Genomic DNA, 16,760 nt, shown 5'->3' with positions numbered 1-16,760 from the left:
CAGGTTATAACGAATAAGAAAGACTAGGTGAGTCCAATGGAGCTCTTGCAATTAAAATATTTTCAGACAACCGCGCGTTTGCAGCATATGACGCAAGCTGCACGGCATTTGCATATTTCCCAGCCTGCTCTTAGCAAAACGATCGCTTCCCTCGAAGCGGAGCTGGGAGTAAAGCTGTTCGAGCGCACCAACAAATCAATCCGATTAAACGAGCATGGCATTCATTTTCTGAGCAAGGTGGATATCGCGCTTCAAGCTTTGGAGGATGGGAAGCGGGAGCTGCAGGATCTAGTTGAATCTCCTTCCGAATACATCACGCTGGATGTACGCGTGTCCTCTCATCTCCTGCCGGGTCTCCTTGCCGAATACCGCAAAAGCAAGCCGGATACGCAATTCCATTTGCTTCAGCACGCGTTGCCAAGCGAACACGCTTACGACTTTGATTTATGCCTGTCAGACGGCGCCGTTCCTCCTCCCGGCTGCCATTCGGTCGCTTTGCTGCGGGAGAAGATTGTCGTCGCGCTGCCTTCCGAGCATCCTCTTGCGAGGCGCGACCGGATCAGCCTGGAGGAATTGAAAGAGGAACGATTCATCAGCCTTCCTCCCGGCAAATCGCTGCGCGAGACAACGGATGCCTTCTGTCGGCTTACCGGATTTACGCCGCATATTCAGTTCGAAAGCGATGATCCGGCTACTGTCCGCGGTCTCATTCGGGCTGGTCAAGGCCTTGCTTTTCTTCCTGCCATCACCTGGGGAGGATCAACCGGACCCGATGTGGTCACCATCCCTTTGAAGGAAGGGTACTGCGAACGATCCATCTCGCTTCATTGGCCCAAGGGACGGTATCTGACTCAAGCGGCCGCATCGTTTCGGGATTGTACCATCCGGTACTTCTCGGAACTGTTCGAGGCTTATTCCAAAGCCTGAAGTTCATACAGCTCTCTGCTCACGGCATTCAGATATGGCGCCCATTCCCCGCAAATATAGAGCTGGAGCTGATGCATCGCGCGAGTACATGCCGTATAGAACAGCTTTCTTTCGCTTTCGCGGTTATAAGACTTCGTCGATGCGTCATAGATGGCGACGGCGTCAAACTCTACGCCTTTTGCCAGATAAGCAGGGATAACCATAATTCCGGATTCGAAGGTTAAGGTCTCCGTCGTGACCAGCCGAATATCCTCCATCCCAGATGAGGTCAAGGCCTCGTAAGCTTCCTTGCTCTCGGCTGCGGTCTTCGCGATAACGGCGATTGAACGGTTCCCTTCCGCCTTGAGCGATTCCAGATCATGAACAAGCTGGGGAAGCAGCGCTTCGCGGCTCCCAGCCGTTGTAATCAACGGCTTTTTGCCATGACGCTCGAACGGAATAATCTCTTCGCCGCCAGGGAGCATCAGCCGCGTGAACTCCACGATCTCTTTCGTCGACCGGTAGCTTTGCAAGAGCGGAATGAGAGTGGTGTTCTCTTCCCCGTACAGCTTAAGAAGCGGAGAGTCTCCTCCGCCCAGCTTGGAAGATTGAGTAAAGATTGCCTGGCCGAAATCGCCAAGCACGGTCATGCGGGCATTCGGGAAAAGCTTCTTAAGGAACGCATACTGGAATGGCGAATAATCCTGGCCTTCATCCACGAAGATATGGCGGACAATCGTATTCATCCGGGAGCCTTCAATTAATTCCTTCAAGAACAGATAGGGGGTTGCGTCTTCATAAAACAACTCTTGGTTGGTCAGCTTCTCCTTCGTCTGCCTGCAAATCTCCGGCCAGTTAGCAGGCACATCGGCACCTTCGGTCATTCGGCTGTAGGCCGATCCCTTTTCGTCAAACAGCTGAGCGTAAAGACCGTTCACATCGACGAACTTCATTTTCTTCACCATCCGGCGCAAAGGCTTGAAATGCTCCTTCACGATCATCTGGCGCAGCAGGTCTTCCTGCTGCTCGGAGAAGTCGAAGATTTGATCCTCGCCTTGATTCGTAAACTTGTTGGCGCGGTCCAGCGCTTTCGCATAACGTTCGGACACGTCAAACAGCTCTTCGTCCCGCTGGAACTTCTTCAAGATCTCGCTGTAAGCCTCCACGTATTGCTCGTTATCAAGGTAATCAAGCTCTTTATCCACCCACTCCGCATCCAGTTCGTTACGCGCCATTTTCCGCAGCTCCTTCAAAACCCATTCCTGCAGCAAGATAATCCGGTTAGCCAGGCGGACAGACGCGTCATAACCGTAAAATTGCTCGTATAATTGCTTCGAGGTAATCAGTTCGCGGTCCCTGAAACGTATACTCTTAAACAACATGCCTTCCTTGCTTAACCATCCCGCGTATTTCTGCAGCGCAATCAGGAAAGCTTCGGATGCTTTGTACCGGATCCCGTCAACCCGCGCTTCGTATCCGACCGCCGACTCCTGCGTCAGCACATATTCGATTTGTTCGAACGGATCTTCCAGCTTCATGGCCGCTCCGAGCCAGTAATCCAAATATTCCTGGAAGGTCGTCTGCTGCATGTTTTCCTCGCCAAGCTCGGGAAGAACGGTAGAAACGTAACTGTTGAACATCGGATTCGGCGAAAAAAGAACGATCTGGTCAGCCGTCAGACGCTCCCTATGTTTATAGAGCAAGTACGCGGCCCGCTGAAGAGCTGCCGAGGTTTTCCCGCTTCCGGCGACTCCCTGCACGATCAGCATTCGGCTCGTATCATTACGGATAATCGCGTTTTGCTCCTTCTGAATCGTCGCCACGATGCTTTTCATCTGGTTATTGGCGCCTTGGCCAAGCACCTGCTGCAGCATCGAATCGCCTATCGTGACGCTGGCATCGAAGAAATTAAGCAGCTCGCCGTCTTTAATCTGATACTGCCGTTTAAGCTCCATATTTCCTTTAATCTGTCCGCCGGGCGTAGCGTAGGAAGCCGGTCCCGGAGAATAATCGTAATAAAGGCTGGCGATCGGCGTCCGCCAATCGTAGACCAGGAAGTTCATTCCGTCCGAAGCCAAGAACGACGACAAGCCGATATAGACCTGTTCTGCCTCATTCAAGCCGTCCTCTTTAAAATCAATACGTCCGAAATAGGGAGACTGTTGAAGCCGTTTCAGGCTTTTCCATTGCTGGCGCCGTTTCTCGTGAGTTCGCTCCCGCTCCGATAACAGAGCGGCCTGCTGATTGATGCTGAAGAACGTTTCTTCGAAATCCTCATCCGAGCTTGTGTTGACGGTTACTTCCTCCCAGAAGTGCCTGCGTATATTCGAAGCCTGACCGTACAGCGTATCCACTTCCGGTTCGAGCTCTGCAATCTTTTCTTTAAGCTTAACTTTCACTTCATTTAGACGGTTTTGCTCCTGGTCCCATTCTTTCTGTTTCATAAATATAAACACACTCCTTCTCGATTTTGAAAAAAATCTCGAAAATAAACGTTTGACATTTGACAATCGCATGCGCCGCATGATATTATATAAGTGTAGATAAGATGTTCGTACTACGCCCTTACATAAAATCATCATGCACAGGTTTTATTACTATAGCATGATTTTTTTTGATACGCAATCGTAAATTCCGCCCCGTTGTCCATACGGGGCTTTTATTTTTTATCCGTCATCAAACAAGGCCGCCCTTCGAAACCGAAGGACGGCCTTTTCTTATTGATTACAGCTCAACAAATTTAGTCGCGATATTTTCGCAGAAAGCCCGGTCATGCTCGACAAACAAAATAGTTGGCGAATGCTCCAGCAGCAGCTCTTCGATCTGCATGCGGGAGATGACATCGATAAAGTTCAGCGGTTCATCCCAAATATGAAGATGAGCTTTTTCGCTTAAGCTTTTCGCAATTAAAACCTTTTTCTTCTGGCCTCCGCTGAAGGAGGAAATATCCTTCTCGAACTGAATTCTGGAGAAATCCAGCTTGCGCAGAATAGCCTTAAAGAGACTTTCGTCAATTCCGTGCTCTCTCGCGTAATCCGTCAGGTTGCCCCGCAAGTGGGAGGTATCCTGGGAAACATAAGAAATCTTGAGGTTGCTTCCCTTGCGGAAGGTCCCGGTATAGGACAGGTCTTCTCCGATGATCAGCTTAAGAAGACTGGATTTGCCGGAGCCGTTCCGGCCGGAAAGCGCGATCCGTTCCCCCTGCTCGATCGTAAAGCTGACGTCCGTACATACTTGCTTATCGCCGTAGTACACTGAGACCCTCTCCAGCTCCACAAGCTGAGGCTTATGGTAAACGAGCTGCTCCAGCTTCAGGCTGTCGGAAGACTCAATGTTTTTCAGCAGCGTGGATTTCTCTTCGATTGCCGATTGCTGACGCTGCTCCATCGACTTCGAACGCTTCATCATTTTGGCTGCTTTATGTCCGATATAACCTTTGTCCACCTTGGAACCGGAGTTTCTCGTGCCGTTCTTCGTCTTCTCGACTTCATGGGACCAGTTATTCGTACGTTTCGCCGCCTCGGACAACCGCTTGATGTCTTTCTTCAGCTTATCGTTCTCCGCCAGCTCGTATTGGTCCTGCCGTTCCTTGTTCTCCCACCAGTCAGAGAAATTGCCCTTCTGAATTTCGATATTCGTCCGGTTGATGGAGAGAATATGGTCCACGCAATGGTCCAGGAAGGTGCGGTCATGGGAAACGAGGATAAATCCGCTCTTGCTGTTCAAATATTGGCTGACCAGCTTCCGCGCGTTCATATCCAGATGGTTGGTCGGCTCGTCGATCAGCAGGAAGCTATCCTCTTTCAGGAATAAGGCGGCAAGCAGCACCTTCGTCTGTTCCCCGTTCGACAACGTATTAAACGGCCGGTAGAGGACATCATCGGATACCTGCAGCAGCGTCAATTCGCGCACAAGCTCCCATTGCTGGTAATCCGGATAAATCTCCTCGACGACATCCGTCGTCAGATATTCCGGATGCTCTACACGGAACGGGAAATACTCGAACGTTACATTGGCCGAAATATGTCCGCTGTATTCGTATTTTCCTAGCAGCAGGTTCATAAAGGTCGTTTTTCCCCGGCCGTTGCGTCCTGTAAAGCCAAGCTTCCAGCTCGTATCAAGCTGAAAGCTTACATTCTCGAATATATTATCGTAGCTGCCCTCATGGGCAAACGTAAGGTTCGATACATTAATCAGTGACATATGAATTCCCCCCGTAATCAAAAAGAGCTGCAAGAAAGTTACCTTTCCCACAGCTCAAATGAATACGGCAAATCCAGCCCTTGGATAACCATCCAACGGGTGGACAAGAATATTCGCCTGAGTGAAAAAGATGCAGTAACTCTCTTGCGCATAAAAAAATAAAACAATCGAAACAGATCGTTATCGCTCGTTTTATTCTCGTATACCGTCGCAAGAAAATCCTACATATCTTTTTCATCCCCAATCCTTAAATTACAGGTATCTTAACATAGCCAATTTTGAATTTCAACCAATGGATTTGAGAAAATTCACCATTTGACCAAAAGCTTCATCTGCCGACGCTTGGACGTAACGCTTCGAATAAGGATCGCCAAAGCCATGGTTTCCGCTGAATTTGCGAATGTGAACCTGCGGTTTAACTCGTAAATCAGCCATTAATTGGTCCACGTCAAACGACGGCTCGGACTCCGGATAAAATAATAACACCGGACAGGCAGGATTGAGCTCTGTATAGCTTCGAATTCTGGAGCCGTAATAACCCACCACTGCCGAAAGGTCCGGACTGGCGCAGCACATCCAGGATGCGGTTGCTCCAATACTGAATCCGATAAGGAATACTTGGCGATATTGCGATTTTAGCTCTCCCGCTAATCTTAGTATGGCTGCGGATGCTTGATCGAATCCGACATGTTCCATAAAATTTCCGTAAGCCTCTTGCTCTTGCTCATAACCATATGGCTCCTGCCGATTGAGCAAATCAGGTGCGTACACGTCATAACCCTGCGCCGCAATTGACGCACACAACGCCGAGATATGACGGTTTAAACCGTAGATTTCATGAGCTACAATAATCGCCTTATCCGAATGCTTCTTGATCTCAATCATCGTCATTTTTATCTTTTTTCCCTTTCCCCTTACCTCGATGCTCTTCTCCCGGTTCCTTTTTCTTGTCCTCTTTGTGCTTATCCTTACCGGGTTTTTCGTGCTTTGGCTTGTCTTTGTCCTTGTCCTTCTTCTCTTCTTTTTCTTCCTTAGCTTTTCCGGTCTCCTTTGGCTTCTTGGCAATTGCCGGCACGTTAGCGAATGCCAGGACCGGTTCGTCTTGAAGAGCTTCGCTCATCAGCTTCTGGAATACGGCTGCTGCGGCCTTCGAGGTTGTCGTCAAGTAATGGCTGATATCCGTATGGTCATAGCCAAGCCATACCGCTCCAACCAGCTGCGGCGTATACCCCACAAACCAATTGTCCTTCATCCCTTCTCCGCCGGTTCCAGGCATCTCGGTTGTGCCCGTCTTACCGGCAACCGGCCGATCACCTAGGGATGCAGCATCGCCCGTGCCTTCCTTGACGACACCTTCAAGCATCGCCGTCATCGTCCGTGCAACCGCAGGCTCCGTCACTTTCACGCTGACGTTGGAATCGAACTCGGCAATGGTCTCCCCTTCAGCCGAATCGATCCGTGAAATGGAATGTGCCGGGATCCGTGTTCCGTCATTTGCGAATACGCCAAAAGCTTCAGCCATAGCGAGCGGCGAGACTCCTTCCTGCAAGCCGCCTAAAGCAAGCCCCAGCGTCCGGTCCGTATCCGTAAGCTCAATGCCGAACCGTTTGGCGGCTTCCATTCCTGCCTCAATCCCCATCTCGTTAAGCAGCGATACCGCAGGCACGTTATACGAATGAATCAAAGCTTCGTAAATGGATACTTCTCCATGATAGCTGCCGCCCGCATTTTTAGGCTGATAGCCTCCGAAATTGACCGGTTCGTCCATTAAAGTGCTATCCGGAGTATAACCCCGCTCCAAAGCCGGCGTATACACCGAAATCGGCTTCATGGTAGAGCCAGGCTGGCGTTTCAGCTGCACCGCACGGTTAAAGCCGCGGAACGGCTGCTCGCCTCGGCCTCCGATAAGAGCCCGGATCCCTCCGTCCTTAGGATCTACAAGCACGGCCCCGCTTTGTATCAATTGATCCGAACCGCTCGCGGGAAAGAGGCTGTCCTGCGAATAAACGTCCTCGGCGGCTTCCTGCATCTTCGTATCCATGGTCGTGTAGATCCGGTATCCACCGTGAAGCACTTCATTTTCCGTTAGTCCGTACTTCTGGCTTGCCTCGCGAATGACCTGATCGATGAAATATGGGTATTTAATGGCGTCGCTGCTGCTTGGCTTTGAGCTTTGAATATGAAGCGGCTCCTTCACCGAAGCCTCGTATGCAGCCTGATCAATCTTGCCTTGATCCTTCATAAGCTTCAGCACCACGTTCCTTCTCGCTTTCGCTTCCTCCGGATGGCTGTAAGGCGAGAGTGCCGAAGGCGCCTTAATAATCCCGGCTAGCAGTGCCGATTGCGAAAGCGACAGCTTATTCACCGGAATGCCAAAGTACAGCTCGGTGGCCTTCTTGATACCCCAAGCCCCTTCTCCGAAATAGATTTGGTTCAAATAAAAGGTTAGGATCTGCTGCTTATCGTAATTCTTCTCGATTTTCTCGGCGAGCAGAAGCTCCTTCCACTTCCGGGTCCATGTCCGTTCTTGGCTGAGAAAAACGTTTTTCGCCAGCTGCTGGGTAATGGTGCTTGCCCCCTGCACCGTCTTGCCGTTTGTCAGATTGGTTACCATCGCACGGCCAATCCCTTGCAAATCCGTGCCTTTATGCTCGAAGAAACGTTTGTCCTCTACGGCAACTACCGCTTCGATCAGTTCCTCCGGCAAGCTGTCATAGCTGACTGCCTCGGCTTTTTTCGACGAAATGCGAAGCGCTTCTTCCTTGTTCTGATCGTAAATGATCGTAGCCGCCGGCAGCGGCTCCTCCAGCAAGGATACATCCTGCCGAGCAACCATTAATTTAAAAGCAACCACTCCAATGACAGCGATAATTACGCCGGTAATCATAATAAAAAGGACAAGCTTCTTCCAAAGTCCCCGCTTTTTTGCTTTCTGATGGTGAATCGCTGATCTCATACAAATTCCTCCAAGCTTGGTGCAACAACCCGTTACTTTTGTCTTGGATAATCATTCGCAGACGAGACCCGTTTTCTGTACGTAGGACCTAGTTTTACGATAATAAGCAATAAGGTCTGCGATTTACGCAGACCTACATAATCAACCGAAGCAGCATAACGCTTATTACGCCCGTGATGATTGTGCCGAGAAGACTGCGCGTAAAGATGGCTACCAGGAAGGTAGGCAGAGCGGCAAATAACTCGATGTTTTCCTTCAATGAAGTAAGTTGGCCATCGGTCATCAACAATTCATTGCCTAATAAGGCTGCCATAACCGCTACGGGAATATAGCTTAGCCAACGCATCGCCAGATCGGGAATTTGCAAGCGGCTGAGTACAACAAGCGGCAGCACCCGCGGAAGAAAAGTAACGATTGAAGCACCTATTATAATTGCAAGAATATCCCATCTTATTTCCATCGTTCAATCAACACTCCTATTGTTGCCGCACTTACGGTTGCGATAATAACCGCCACGCTTCCCGAAGTGACCATGCTTGCACCCACAACGATAATCACCGCGCTTACGACTACGACTAAATCTCTGAACAGCTTCTGACGACCTAGTAATTGCAAAACAAGCAGTCCAATAAACATGGCGGACAACGCGAAATCGAGACCAAACCTTTCCGGATTCGTGATCCATTGCCCCAGAAATGCACCCGCCATCGTAGCAAGAATCCAATTAAGATACGCCGTTATGTTTAGTCCGTTCATCCATGATTCGCTGAGTGCTTTTGTATTGGCCGCTCTGTTAATCGCCACTCCAAACGTCTCATCCGTCAGGAGCGTGCCTATCATCATGGTCTTAAAAGCCGTCAAATGACGGAAATAGGGGGACAATGCCGCGCTAAGCAGCAGATGCCTTAGATTAACGATAAATACGGTAAACACGATTGCTGCTATGGAGCCCTGCGCGGCTACCATTCCCGCGATGATAAACTGCGCGGAGCCTGCGTAAATAAGAATCGACATCAGGGTAATCTCCAGCACGCTTAACCCCGAGGTATGACCAACCACTCCCGCCGCGAACCCGATGCTTAAATAACCCAGCAACGTTGGTACGCAGTCCTTCACCCCTTGAAGGAAGCTGTTCTCATCACTTTCCATTCTAAGCTGTACGTTCTCTTGCTGCATGTACTTCCCTCTCCTACAATAAGCTATCCCAATATCTTAGCATAAAAAGAAGCCGCAGCAGCCGGCTTCTTTAAACCTTTTTAAGATGCATTCCCATTGGCTTCGACTTGAACAAAAGAATTCCCGCCAGTAGCGCCGCAACTCCAATTGCTTTCTGTGGCGTGAAGGTCACTTGCTCGAGTCCAAACCAACCTGCCGAATCCCACCATAATGCGCAGAGCAGCTGGGAAGCCATTACAATGGTTGTCCCATAGCTCGGGCCCAAGAGCCGTACACCTTTCACGACGCAGGTGACAACGCCGATCCCAAGCAAGCCGCTGAACCAGAACCAGACGGGCATCGGCTTCCAGCTGAGCAGATCCGCTCCTTCAAACAGCAGCCCCATGCCTAACGAAGCCATAAAGCCCATTCCAAGCACCAGAGCTGTCGTAGTATGCGAGTTCGCAGCCGCATTGACTTTATTGTTAAACAAGTTCTGTACGCTGACAAGCGAACCCGCCGTCAATGCCAGTAATATGCCTGTTAACATCATTTATGCTCCTTCCGGTCTCCAGTCTCGTAAATATTTCTTCCCGCTGCTTCTTCTAGCCCCTTGCGGTCTTTCACGACAAGCGTGCCCCGGCTGCGCTCGATTAAGTTCGCGCCGGTAAAGCTAAGAATAATCCGGTTCAGATGCCGGTAGCTTGTGCCTATAAGATTCGCCATGTCCTTCAAATGAACCGTGCTGACCCTCGCATCCTCCGGGGTCGTTACGGACAGCAAATAACTGGCAAGCCTGATTTCAACCGGATATAAGAGATTAAAGCTGAGCGACACCGATTTGTTATAAAACTTTTCCGTGACAAGATGCAGCATAAATTGCAGGAACGGCACTTCTTCCCGATACAGCTTCAGCCAGCGCTTGTGAAAGGCAACCGTCTCTACCGGCGTAACGGCCGAAACGGTATTCAAATTTTCCAGCTCATTCAGGCATTCGATCTCGCCAAGCACGCCAAGCGGGGACGTGAAATTAATAAGCAGCGTCTTCCCCTCCGCCGAGGCGGTATATACCTTCACTTTTCCGCGCATGAGAAAAAAGATATATTCCGGTATTTCGCCTTGCTTGCATAACGTATCGCCAGGTTCGAACCGGTATAACGCCAAGTGCTGCCGCAGCGAGCTTGGGAATACATCGTCTAACGCGTATTGGGCCAGATATTGATCAATACGGGCATCATCCAAAATTTCTTTCAACTTGACGGCAACCCCTTTCTAATGGATATTTTATCCTGTCAGAACGATAAACATAAGATCCCGGTTATCATAATGGCTATGCCGATCCATTGCGGCGCTCTTAACCGGATTGCCCCGTTCCCGAACCAACCGGCTTTCTCCATTCCCAAAGTAACGAGGATCTGGGCGATCAGCACGGACGATACCGTAATGGCTGCTCCGTTATGATGAAAAGCCGTAATATTGCTGAATATGATAAACGCTGCAAACGCTCCGCCAAACCGGTAGCGCAGCTTCACCTGTTTGAGCTGTTTCCACGATCGGTCGCCCGTCAGCCATACGATTAGCAGAGCGGCTGCAAAACCCGTCCCTTGCGTCAGCACGGCGGCCTGCCAGGTTCCAAGATGCTCGCCAATCGCTGCGTTTGCCGTACCTTGCAAGGTCAGAAATACTCCGCCCAGCACCGCATATAAAATGCCTTTCATTCCTCATCATCCTCCTCGTTCATTTCGCTCTTCTAATTAAACGACAGGAGGGCAAAAACAAAAAGGACATATGTCCTGAATCTATCCATGCAAATAAAAAAAGCATCATTGCCTCTTAAGCAGCGATGCTTCCCTTATCTTTTTCCGTATGATTTTCATTCTTGCCCTGCATTTGCTTGTTCATGTCGCGAAGCTCCTGCAGCATCGTATCAAGTTCGCTGCGCAGCTCATGAAGCTCGCTTTTGCAAAGGAATTGCAGCTTATCCAGTTCGCTTGTGCTCATATTGCCCATTCGGATCTGGTAAAGCAGCTTGTATTGCATCGATTCGCTTTCGCTGATCCGGTATTCGGGCATTCTCGCCGGTTCTGTTTTTTGTGCTTTCATTGCTTTATCGGCTCCTTTATCTTTGTTCTACGGTAATAATAAAGGAGCTGTATTAAGGATGTATTTATCGAATGTTAGATTAACATTAATTTTTGAGCCAAATGTTATTTCCGTGCTTTTATAATCAAGAACCATGGATTAGTCATTAAACGTTCGTACCAGCGCTTATACCAGTCGCCAGCTCCGGGAAGCTCCCTATATTCCTTAACCGGCTGCGGCTCGATCATTTGATCAAATGTAAAATATTCCGTCGTTGCGTTAACAATATCCATCATCGATTTATGATAAAAGGTTACCTCTACGGGACCCGTTTCCTTCTTATTCCATACATCCGTCAATAATTCGCGGGCGAAATAATCCGTACGATCATACTGCCGGAACACCATAAACGGATGATGTACGGAGACTTCTTCTGCAAGCCGCCACCATCTCCGGGCTGAGATCTATAGCCGTCACTTGCGCTCCCCGTTCGGCGAATTGCGATGTATACCAGCCTGCGGCACAGCCCGCATCCAGAACAGCCATGCCGGACATATCATCCGGCAGCAGCTTCATCATCGCCGGCCGTTCATAATAGGCGTTATGCCCGCTGCTATGATCAACGGATTGCTCATACGCGATGGCCAGTCGATCGAACGCCTTCGAGACTTTTTCATTCATTTATGATGCATCCTCTCTTGGACCTTGCTTTCTTAAAAGCGGTATTTCTCGTGTCCTTTATTCACAAAAGCTTGAACGCCTTCCAGATGGAGCAGCTCCTCTTTCATTTGAAGTCCGCCTCTGAAGCCGGTGAGCGTATTGTTCTTGCCGATTACCCGGTGACAGGGGACAACGATCGGAATGGGATTCATGCCGTTTGCCGTGCCTACCGCTCGAACAGCCTTCGGATTCCCTACTCGTTCCGCGATTTCCGCATAGCTTCTCATTTCTCCGTATGGAATTTCAAACAAAGCCTGCCAGACGGAGTTTTGAAAAGCGGTGCCGCGAAAATCCAAAGCGAACGTAAAGCTCCTTCGACTGCCTTCCAAATATTCCTGAAGCTGCTGCATGTACGGAGCTACTTGAGCCGAATCCCTCATCAATATCGCATTCGGTATTTTTTTCTTCACCCATGCCTCAACTCTCTCCAAGGTGGATTCATGAGGCAAAGTAACTTGCGCTAATCCGTTGTCCGTTGCAACCAGATAAATAGGCCGATTACGTAACACGGGATGCACCAGCGTATCCCAATAAACCATTGTTGATTGTAAAGCCTTCATTTCATTCACCTCATTCAAATAAAACAATTTTACCATTCCTCAAACAAAACAAAAAGCCGCGAAATCGCGGCTTTCGGTCAATAACCTTTATTCAACGATGAGCTTGCCTACCATCTTGCTGTGGCCTGCGCCGCACACCACCGAGCAATGGAATTCATGCTCGCCGGCTTTATCGGCTGTAAATGTCGCAGTGCCGTTATTTTCCTTGATATCGACGTTATAATCCGGAATCGCGAAGCCATGGAAGCCTTCTGCGTTATTTAATGTAATGGTCACTTTATCGCCTTGCTTAACACGAATTTCCGGCTGATCGAATTCAAAGTTTTTCGCTTTAACGGTAATGGCTTTTGCACCGCCTCCGCCCGCGGCATTATTGCCTGCATTGGTCCCAGCGTTTGTGCCTGCATTGGTACCGGCGTTATTGGTTGCGCCCGTATTGGCATTATTGTTGTTCTTCGAGCTTGATCCGCAGCCTGCAGCCGTTCCCATTACGGTTACGGCTAGAGCAGCGATCATAAGCAGCTTATTGATCTTCATGGCAGCTGTCTCCTTTTGACCTTCAATTAATGTTTAGTTTGTTCCAATTCGATAACGTTCGATTTGACTTCCGGTTCATCGTCGGCAATGCCTTTTGTTGAATTCCGGAATTCCCGCAGCGTATCGCCGAAGGCACGTCCCAGCTGAGGCAGCTTTGCCGGCCCAAATACAATCAAAGCGATAGCCAGAATAATGATCAGCCCTGAAATTCCTACGTTGTTAAACATATTATCCCTCCACAATCAAGTCGTTTGTACGGCAAACTTCCGCCTATAGTAACGCGCCGAGATAAATGCGCTGATCTCGAAAAGCAGAATGAGTGGAACGGTCACGGACAAATGGGATACAAAATCCGGAGGTGAGATAAGTGTTCCCACAACCGCCAGACCAACATACGCAAATTTTCGAACCTGCTTCATTTTGCCTGGAGTCAGCATCCCGATTCGGGTCAGAAAAGTCATAGCCAGCGGCATTTCAAAAGCAACTCCCATAGGCAGCAGGAAGCTGATCAGAAATGACATGTAATGCTGGATCCCATATACCTCTTGAGCTCCCATCGATTGATTCAGCTTAATCATGAACCGGATCATCATCGGCAGAGCTACGGTATAACCGAATAACACTCCGCTTACGAACAGCAAGGACGAGGTCGGCACATAGACCAAGGTGCTTTTTGCTTCGGCATCCGTCATGCCCGGTCTTGCAAATGCCCACAGATGGTACATGAGGAACGGAAGCGTCAGAATAATCCCGACGAGCAGCGCGCATTTCATATACACCGCTATGCCGTCCGAAAGCGCGAACACGCTCCACTCTACTTCAATCGCACCCAGATGTCCTTTGACGAAAGTCAAAATTTTCGGCGCTGCATAGAGGCCAACGCACAAGGAGGCCAGAAACCAGCCCGCTACATAAATGAGGCGTTTGCGGAGCTCGGTCAGATGACTGATCAGATCGCTGCCGACAGTCTCAGCCGCTTCGCCATTCTGATTGCTCACACGAGTGAACCGCCTTTATTAATGTACTTCTGAACTCCCTCCGCCGTCCGGTAAGCCAGCGCGCCAACCGTCGAGGTAGGGTTATATCCACTGTTATGCGAGAAGTTGGATGCCCCGCAGATGAAAACATTTTCCGCATCCCACATTTGCAAATAGTTGTTGACGACGGATGTCTTGGGATCCGTTCCCATTATCGTGCCGCCCGTGTTATGGGTAGACTGATACGGAACGATATTGTATTGCTTGAGCGAATCGTGGATTTCAGTCTTGGTTCCGCCCATTTGATCCGCGATTTCCTTCGTCTTCTGCGCAATAAACTTCACAAGCTCGCGGTCCTGATCCTCGAAATCGAAGGTCATCCGGATAAGAGGCAATCCAAGCGCATCCTTGTATTCCGGATCCAAGTCGAGGAAGTGATACCGGTTCGGCATGCTTGCTCCTTGCCCGGTAACCGACAAGACCCTGTTCGAGTTATGGATCGTCGCTTTCTTGAATTCGGCTCCCCATTTCGGCGTGCCTGCAGGAACCGGCTGATATTGAATCGGGCGCAGACCCGTCTGCGTAAACCGGATGTTGGCACCATGCAGGAACTTGAGATCGCTGTGATCAAAGTTGTCGCCGTTGAAATCGTCAATGCTGCTTCCAAGCGCCCCCGCGCCCATTGCCAAGTTGAATTCGCGGTCCTCGTAAAAGATGCTCGTGCTGGCACCATTGACCTGGTAAGCGTAATTGCGTCCCACGGAGCCTTTTTCCGTCTGTGGATCATACGGCTCGCCTAACTTGGATAGCAATAGCAGTCTTACATTGGAGAAGACGTAGCTTGCAAGAATAACGACATCGGCAGGCTGGATGTATTCTTCTCCCGTTGGGGTATGCACGTAAGTTACGCCGGTTGCTTTTTTACCTTCGTGATTGATTTTGACCACGTTGGAATGGGTGCGAACCTCCAATTTCCCCGTTTGCTTCGCAACCGGGAGCACCGTAACAACCGGATCCGCTTTCGCTCCGTATTCGCAGCCGAACCGCTCGCAATACCCGCAGTATTGGCAGGGAGCACGCTCAACGCCATCCGGATTCTTGTAAGGCTCGGACAGGTTGGCCGACGGGATCACGTAAGGATTGTAGCCGAGCTTTTTGGCCGCATCCTCAAACAGCTTCATTCCCGGGGTTTTCTTCATAGGCCCGGTTGCAAACGGGGTGGACATTTTTCCGATATTGGACGGAAGCTCTTTCTCTCCCGAAATACCCGCCATTTGCTCGTATTTCACAAAGTAGGGCTCAAGCTGATCGTAGGTAATGCCCCAGTCGCGCAGCGTCATGTTCTCCGGGATTTTCTTCTTGCCGTACCTCTCCACTGTCTTGCTGTAAATCTCGAAATCGTAAGGGAGGAACCGGTAATACTGACCATTCCAGTGAACCCCTGCTCCACCCAAACCATCGCCAAGCAAAAACGAGCCGTATGTACGCATAGGTAATGCTCTCATTTTCATGGTGTTTCTGAACGTTACCGTTTCTTTGGACAAATCCTGCATCAGTTCATAACGCGCAGCGTAGCGAAGCTCGTCATGCACATGATAGTAATCTTGCGTATCGCGGCTTTTGCCACGTTCTAATCCAACGACGGAAATTCCGGCTTTGGTCAGCTCAGCGGCAATAATGCCGCCAACCCATCCCATTCCGACAACAACAACGGGCACCTTTGGAAGTGTAGTTGCCATTTTTGCTTCACCCCTTATCTATCCAAGTTCAAGATGATCATGCAAGCTTAACGGATCAAGTTTGACAAATTCGTCCTTGTCCACATATTCGGTATAACTCATCTGGTTGCCGGGGAAATTTCTCATTTTCCAGCCTGCCATATTTCGGTTGCCCCCATACAGCGGGTCTGCGTAAGCTCCCTCAAGCGTCAGATTGAGAAACATAGCGAAGAAGTTCGAAGCGGGAAAATCCTTAATGCTCGTATCATTCTTTTCAAATGCGGTAAGAACAGCATCCTGATCCTCTGGTGTTATCTCGACAAACGGCTTCTGATATTTCGTATTGCTATATTGATTTAAGGCATCCAATCCTAACGCGATTAGTTCTCTCCGTTTGAAGATCAGCTGATAACCCTGCGTTTCTTCAGCCTTGTAATAAGGCGGAAGCATATAATCACGTGCATTATAGCCGTATTGGCTTACCATCTGATGGTCAATGAAAAAGGCTACGCCAAGCTCCTTGGCTCCCGGGCCCAGATCATCCTTCGGAAAGAGCCGCTCGGCTGCAGCTTCCGCCGTCAAAAATTGATCCTGACTAAAGAACATCAACGCTTGGTTATAGTCTCTATCCTCCGGTGCGGTCCCCGACTTGCCCGGTTCCGGAGCTGCTTCCTTCTCCGTCTGTTTCAGATTCGAGCCTACAAGTCCTCCGATGACCCCGCCAAGCACTACCCCGCCAAGAGCCGTACCGGAATATTTAAGGAACCTTCTGCGCGATTCGTCCTGCGGCTGATTCGGTTTGTCATTCGCCATTATCATTCTCTCCTTGCTACCCCGATTTAGTAGGTTTTCTAATTTTCTTCTAATTGATCATAAATTATTCAAGAATTTTTCCAATTGAGGAAACTTACAATCTGACTAAATCAATGAGATAGCCTAGAACGGG

17 protein-coding genes and 1 pseudogene are annotated in these 16,760 nt (G+C 49.6%); 1 reads left to right on the top strand and 17 read right to left on the bottom strand.

What is annotated here, in order from left to right:
• The first annotated feature begins 36 nt into the window (after positions 1 to 36).
• A complete protein-coding gene (locus CFI03_RS21025) occupies positions 37 to 927 on the top strand; it encodes a LysR family transcriptional regulator (protein WP_248759296.1) in 891 nt (296 codons plus the stop codon).
• Here the strand turns inward: CFI03_RS21025 and helD are convergent.
• The 17 genes and pseudogenes from helD to CFI03_RS20940 form a co-directional block, all read right to left on the bottom strand.
• Positions 912 to 3,350: an RNA polymerase recycling motor HelD gene (helD, locus tag CFI03_RS21020; protein WP_248759295.1), complete on the bottom strand. Its 2,439-nt coding sequence runs from the start codon at positions 3,348 to 3,350 to the stop codon at positions 912 to 914. The genes CFI03_RS21025 and helD overlap by 16 nt on opposite strands.
• 280 nt (positions 3,351 to 3,630) lie before the next feature.
• Positions 3,631 to 5,109, bottom strand: a complete 1,479-nt coding sequence (locus CFI03_RS21015; protein WP_248759293.1) for an Lsa family ABC-F type ribosomal protection protein — start codon at positions 5,107 to 5,109, stop codon at positions 3,631 to 3,633.
• 285 nt (positions 5,110 to 5,394) lie between these two features.
• Positions 5,395 to 6,000 carry a dienelactone hydrolase family protein gene (locus tag CFI03_RS21010; protein ID WP_248759292.1) on the bottom strand — a complete coding sequence of 202 codons (606 nt, stop codon included), beginning with the start codon at positions 5,998 to 6,000 and terminating at the stop codon, positions 5,395 to 5,397.
• Positions 5,987 to 8,065, bottom strand: coding sequence for a transglycosylase domain-containing protein (locus tag CFI03_RS21005; protein ID WP_248759285.1), 2,079 nt, complete (start codon positions 8,063 to 8,065; stop codon positions 5,987 to 5,989). The genes CFI03_RS21010 and CFI03_RS21005 overlap by 14 nt, the downstream gene beginning before the upstream one ends.
• Before the next feature lie 133 nt (positions 8,066 to 8,198).
• Complete coding sequence (locus tag CFI03_RS21000) at positions 8,199 to 8,525, bottom strand: AzlD domain-containing protein (RefSeq protein ID WP_248759284.1); 327 nt, start codon at positions 8,523 to 8,525, stop codon at positions 8,199 to 8,201.
• Positions 8,516 to 9,241 carry an AzlC family ABC transporter permease gene (locus CFI03_RS20995; RefSeq protein WP_248759283.1) on the bottom strand — a complete coding sequence of 242 codons (726 nt, stop codon included), beginning with the start codon at positions 9,239 to 9,241 and terminating at the stop codon, positions 8,516 to 8,518. Before CFI03_RS20995 ends, CFI03_RS21000 begins: the two co-directional genes overlap by 10 nt.
• A gap of 70 nt (positions 9,242 to 9,311) precedes the next feature.
• Complete coding sequence (locus CFI03_RS20990) at positions 9,312 to 9,770, bottom strand: DMT family transporter (RefSeq protein ID WP_248760087.1); 459 nt, start codon at positions 9,768 to 9,770, stop codon at positions 9,312 to 9,314.
• On the bottom strand, positions 9,770 to 10,474 hold the full coding sequence (locus CFI03_RS20985; RefSeq protein ID WP_248759282.1) for a Crp/Fnr family transcriptional regulator: 705 nt from the start codon (positions 10,472 to 10,474) through the stop codon (positions 9,770 to 9,772). The genes CFI03_RS20990 and CFI03_RS20985 overlap by 1 nt, the downstream gene beginning before the upstream one ends.
• Before the next feature lie 38 nt (positions 10,475 to 10,512).
• Positions 10,513 to 10,938 carry a DMT family transporter gene (locus tag CFI03_RS20980; protein WP_248759281.1) on the bottom strand — a complete coding sequence of 142 codons (426 nt, stop codon included), beginning with the start codon at positions 10,936 to 10,938 and terminating at the stop codon, positions 10,513 to 10,515.
• Between the two features lie 115 nt (positions 10,939 to 11,053).
• Positions 11,054 to 11,323, bottom strand: coding sequence for a hypothetical protein (locus CFI03_RS20975; RefSeq protein WP_248759280.1), 270 nt, complete (start codon positions 11,321 to 11,323; stop codon positions 11,054 to 11,056).
• Between the two features lie 104 nt (positions 11,324 to 11,427).
• Positions 11,428 to 11,983 (bottom strand): annotated as a pseudogene (locus CFI03_RS20970) (class I SAM-dependent methyltransferase).
• Positions 11,984 to 12,015: 32 nt separating this feature from the next.
• Positions 12,016 to 12,582: a methylated-DNA--[protein]-cysteine S-methyltransferase gene (locus tag CFI03_RS20965; protein WP_248759279.1), complete on the bottom strand. Its 567-nt coding sequence runs from the start codon at positions 12,580 to 12,582 to the stop codon at positions 12,016 to 12,018.
• Between the two features lie 87 nt (positions 12,583 to 12,669).
• The gene (locus CFI03_RS20960; RefSeq protein ID WP_248759277.1) at positions 12,670 to 13,119 is read right to left on the bottom strand and encodes a cupredoxin domain-containing protein; all 450 of its coding nucleotides are present in this window, start codon (positions 13,117 to 13,119) and stop codon (positions 12,670 to 12,672) included.
• Positions 13,120 to 13,145: 26 nt separating this feature from the next.
• Complete coding sequence (gene tatA / locus CFI03_RS20955) at positions 13,146 to 13,346, bottom strand: twin-arginine translocase TatA/TatE family subunit (RefSeq protein ID WP_248759275.1); 201 nt, start codon at positions 13,344 to 13,346, stop codon at positions 13,146 to 13,148.
• A 15-nt stretch (positions 13,347 to 13,361) separates the two neighbouring features.
• Positions 13,362 to 14,117: a twin-arginine translocase subunit TatC gene (gene tatC / locus CFI03_RS20950; RefSeq protein ID WP_127492176.1), complete on the bottom strand. Its 756-nt coding sequence runs from the start codon at positions 14,115 to 14,117 to the stop codon at positions 13,362 to 13,364.
• The gene (locus CFI03_RS20945; protein WP_248759273.1) at positions 14,114 to 15,835 is read right to left on the bottom strand and encodes a GMC family oxidoreductase; all 1,722 of its coding nucleotides are present in this window, start codon (positions 15,833 to 15,835) and stop codon (positions 14,114 to 14,116) included. The genes tatC and CFI03_RS20945 overlap by 4 nt, the downstream gene beginning before the upstream one ends.
• A gap of 18 nt (positions 15,836 to 15,853) precedes the next feature.
• Entirely contained in the window at positions 15,854 to 16,627 is a 774-nt protein-coding gene (locus tag CFI03_RS20940; protein WP_201005208.1) for a gluconate 2-dehydrogenase subunit 3 family protein, read from the bottom strand.
• Between the last annotated feature and the right edge of the window lie 133 nt (positions 16,628 to 16,760).

This window comes from Paenibacillus sp. ATY16, from assembly GCF_003399985.2.
GTDB classification, from domain to species: Bacteria; Bacillota; Bacilli; order Paenibacillales; family Paenibacillaceae; genus Pristimantibacillus; species Pristimantibacillus glycanilyticus.
The sequence above is the reverse complement of the archived record's forward strand: the minus strand, read 5'-3'. Positions and strand labels throughout refer to the sequence as shown.

Bases quoted from the DNA above. Each gene is read 5' to 3' on its own strand.
- CFI03_RS20990 (WP_248760087.1), bottom strand. From the start codon at position 9,770: ATGTTAACAGGCATATTACTGGCATTGACGGCGGGTTCGCTTGTCAGC.
- CFI03_RS21025 (WP_248759296.1), top strand. From the start codon at position 37: ATGGAGCTCTTGCAATTAAAATATTTTCAGACAACCGCGCGTTTGCAG.
- CFI03_RS20960 (WP_248759277.1), bottom strand. From the start codon at position 13,119: ATGAAGATCAATAAGCTGCTTATGATCGCTGCTCTAGCCGTAACCGTA.
- CFI03_RS21005 (WP_248759285.1), bottom strand. From the start codon at position 8,065: ATGAGATCAGCGATTCACCATCAGAAAGCAAAAAAGCGGGGACTTTGG.
- CFI03_RS21010 (WP_248759292.1), bottom strand. From the start codon at position 6,000: ATGACGATGATTGAGATCAAGAAGCATTCGGATAAGGCGATTATTGTA.
- CFI03_RS21015 (WP_248759293.1), bottom strand. From the start codon at position 5,109: ATGTCACTGATTAATGTATCGAACCTTACGTTTGCCCATGAGGGCAGC.
- CFI03_RS20945 (WP_248759273.1), bottom strand. From the start codon at position 15,835: ATGGCAACTACACTTCCAAAGGTGCCCGTTGTTGTTGTCGGAATGGGA.
- CFI03_RS20995 (WP_248759283.1), bottom strand. From the start codon at position 9,241: ATGCAGCAAGAGAACGTACAGCTTAGAATGGAAAGTGATGAGAACAGC.
- tatA (WP_248759275.1), bottom strand. From the start codon at position 13,346: ATGTTTAACAACGTAGGAATTTCAGGGCTGATCATTATTCTGGCTATC.
- CFI03_RS20975 (WP_248759280.1), bottom strand. From the start codon at position 11,323: ATGAAAGCACAAAAAACAGAACCGGCGAGAATGCCCGAATACCGGATC.
- CFI03_RS20965 (WP_248759279.1), bottom strand. From the start codon at position 12,582: ATGAAGGCTTTACAATCAACAATGGTTTATTGGGATACGCTGGTGCAT.
- helD (WP_248759295.1), bottom strand. From the start codon at position 3,350: ATGAAACAGAAAGAATGGGACCAGGAGCAAAACCGTCTAAATGAAGTG.
- CFI03_RS20940 (WP_201005208.1), bottom strand. From the start codon at position 16,627: ATGGCGAATGACAAACCGAATCAGCCGCAGGACGAATCGCGCAGAAGG.
- CFI03_RS21000 (WP_248759284.1), bottom strand. From the start codon at position 8,525: ATGGAAATAAGATGGGATATTCTTGCAATTATAATAGGTGCTTCAATC.
- CFI03_RS20980 (WP_248759281.1), bottom strand. From the start codon at position 10,938: ATGAAAGGCATTTTATATGCGGTGCTGGGCGGAGTATTTCTGACCTTG.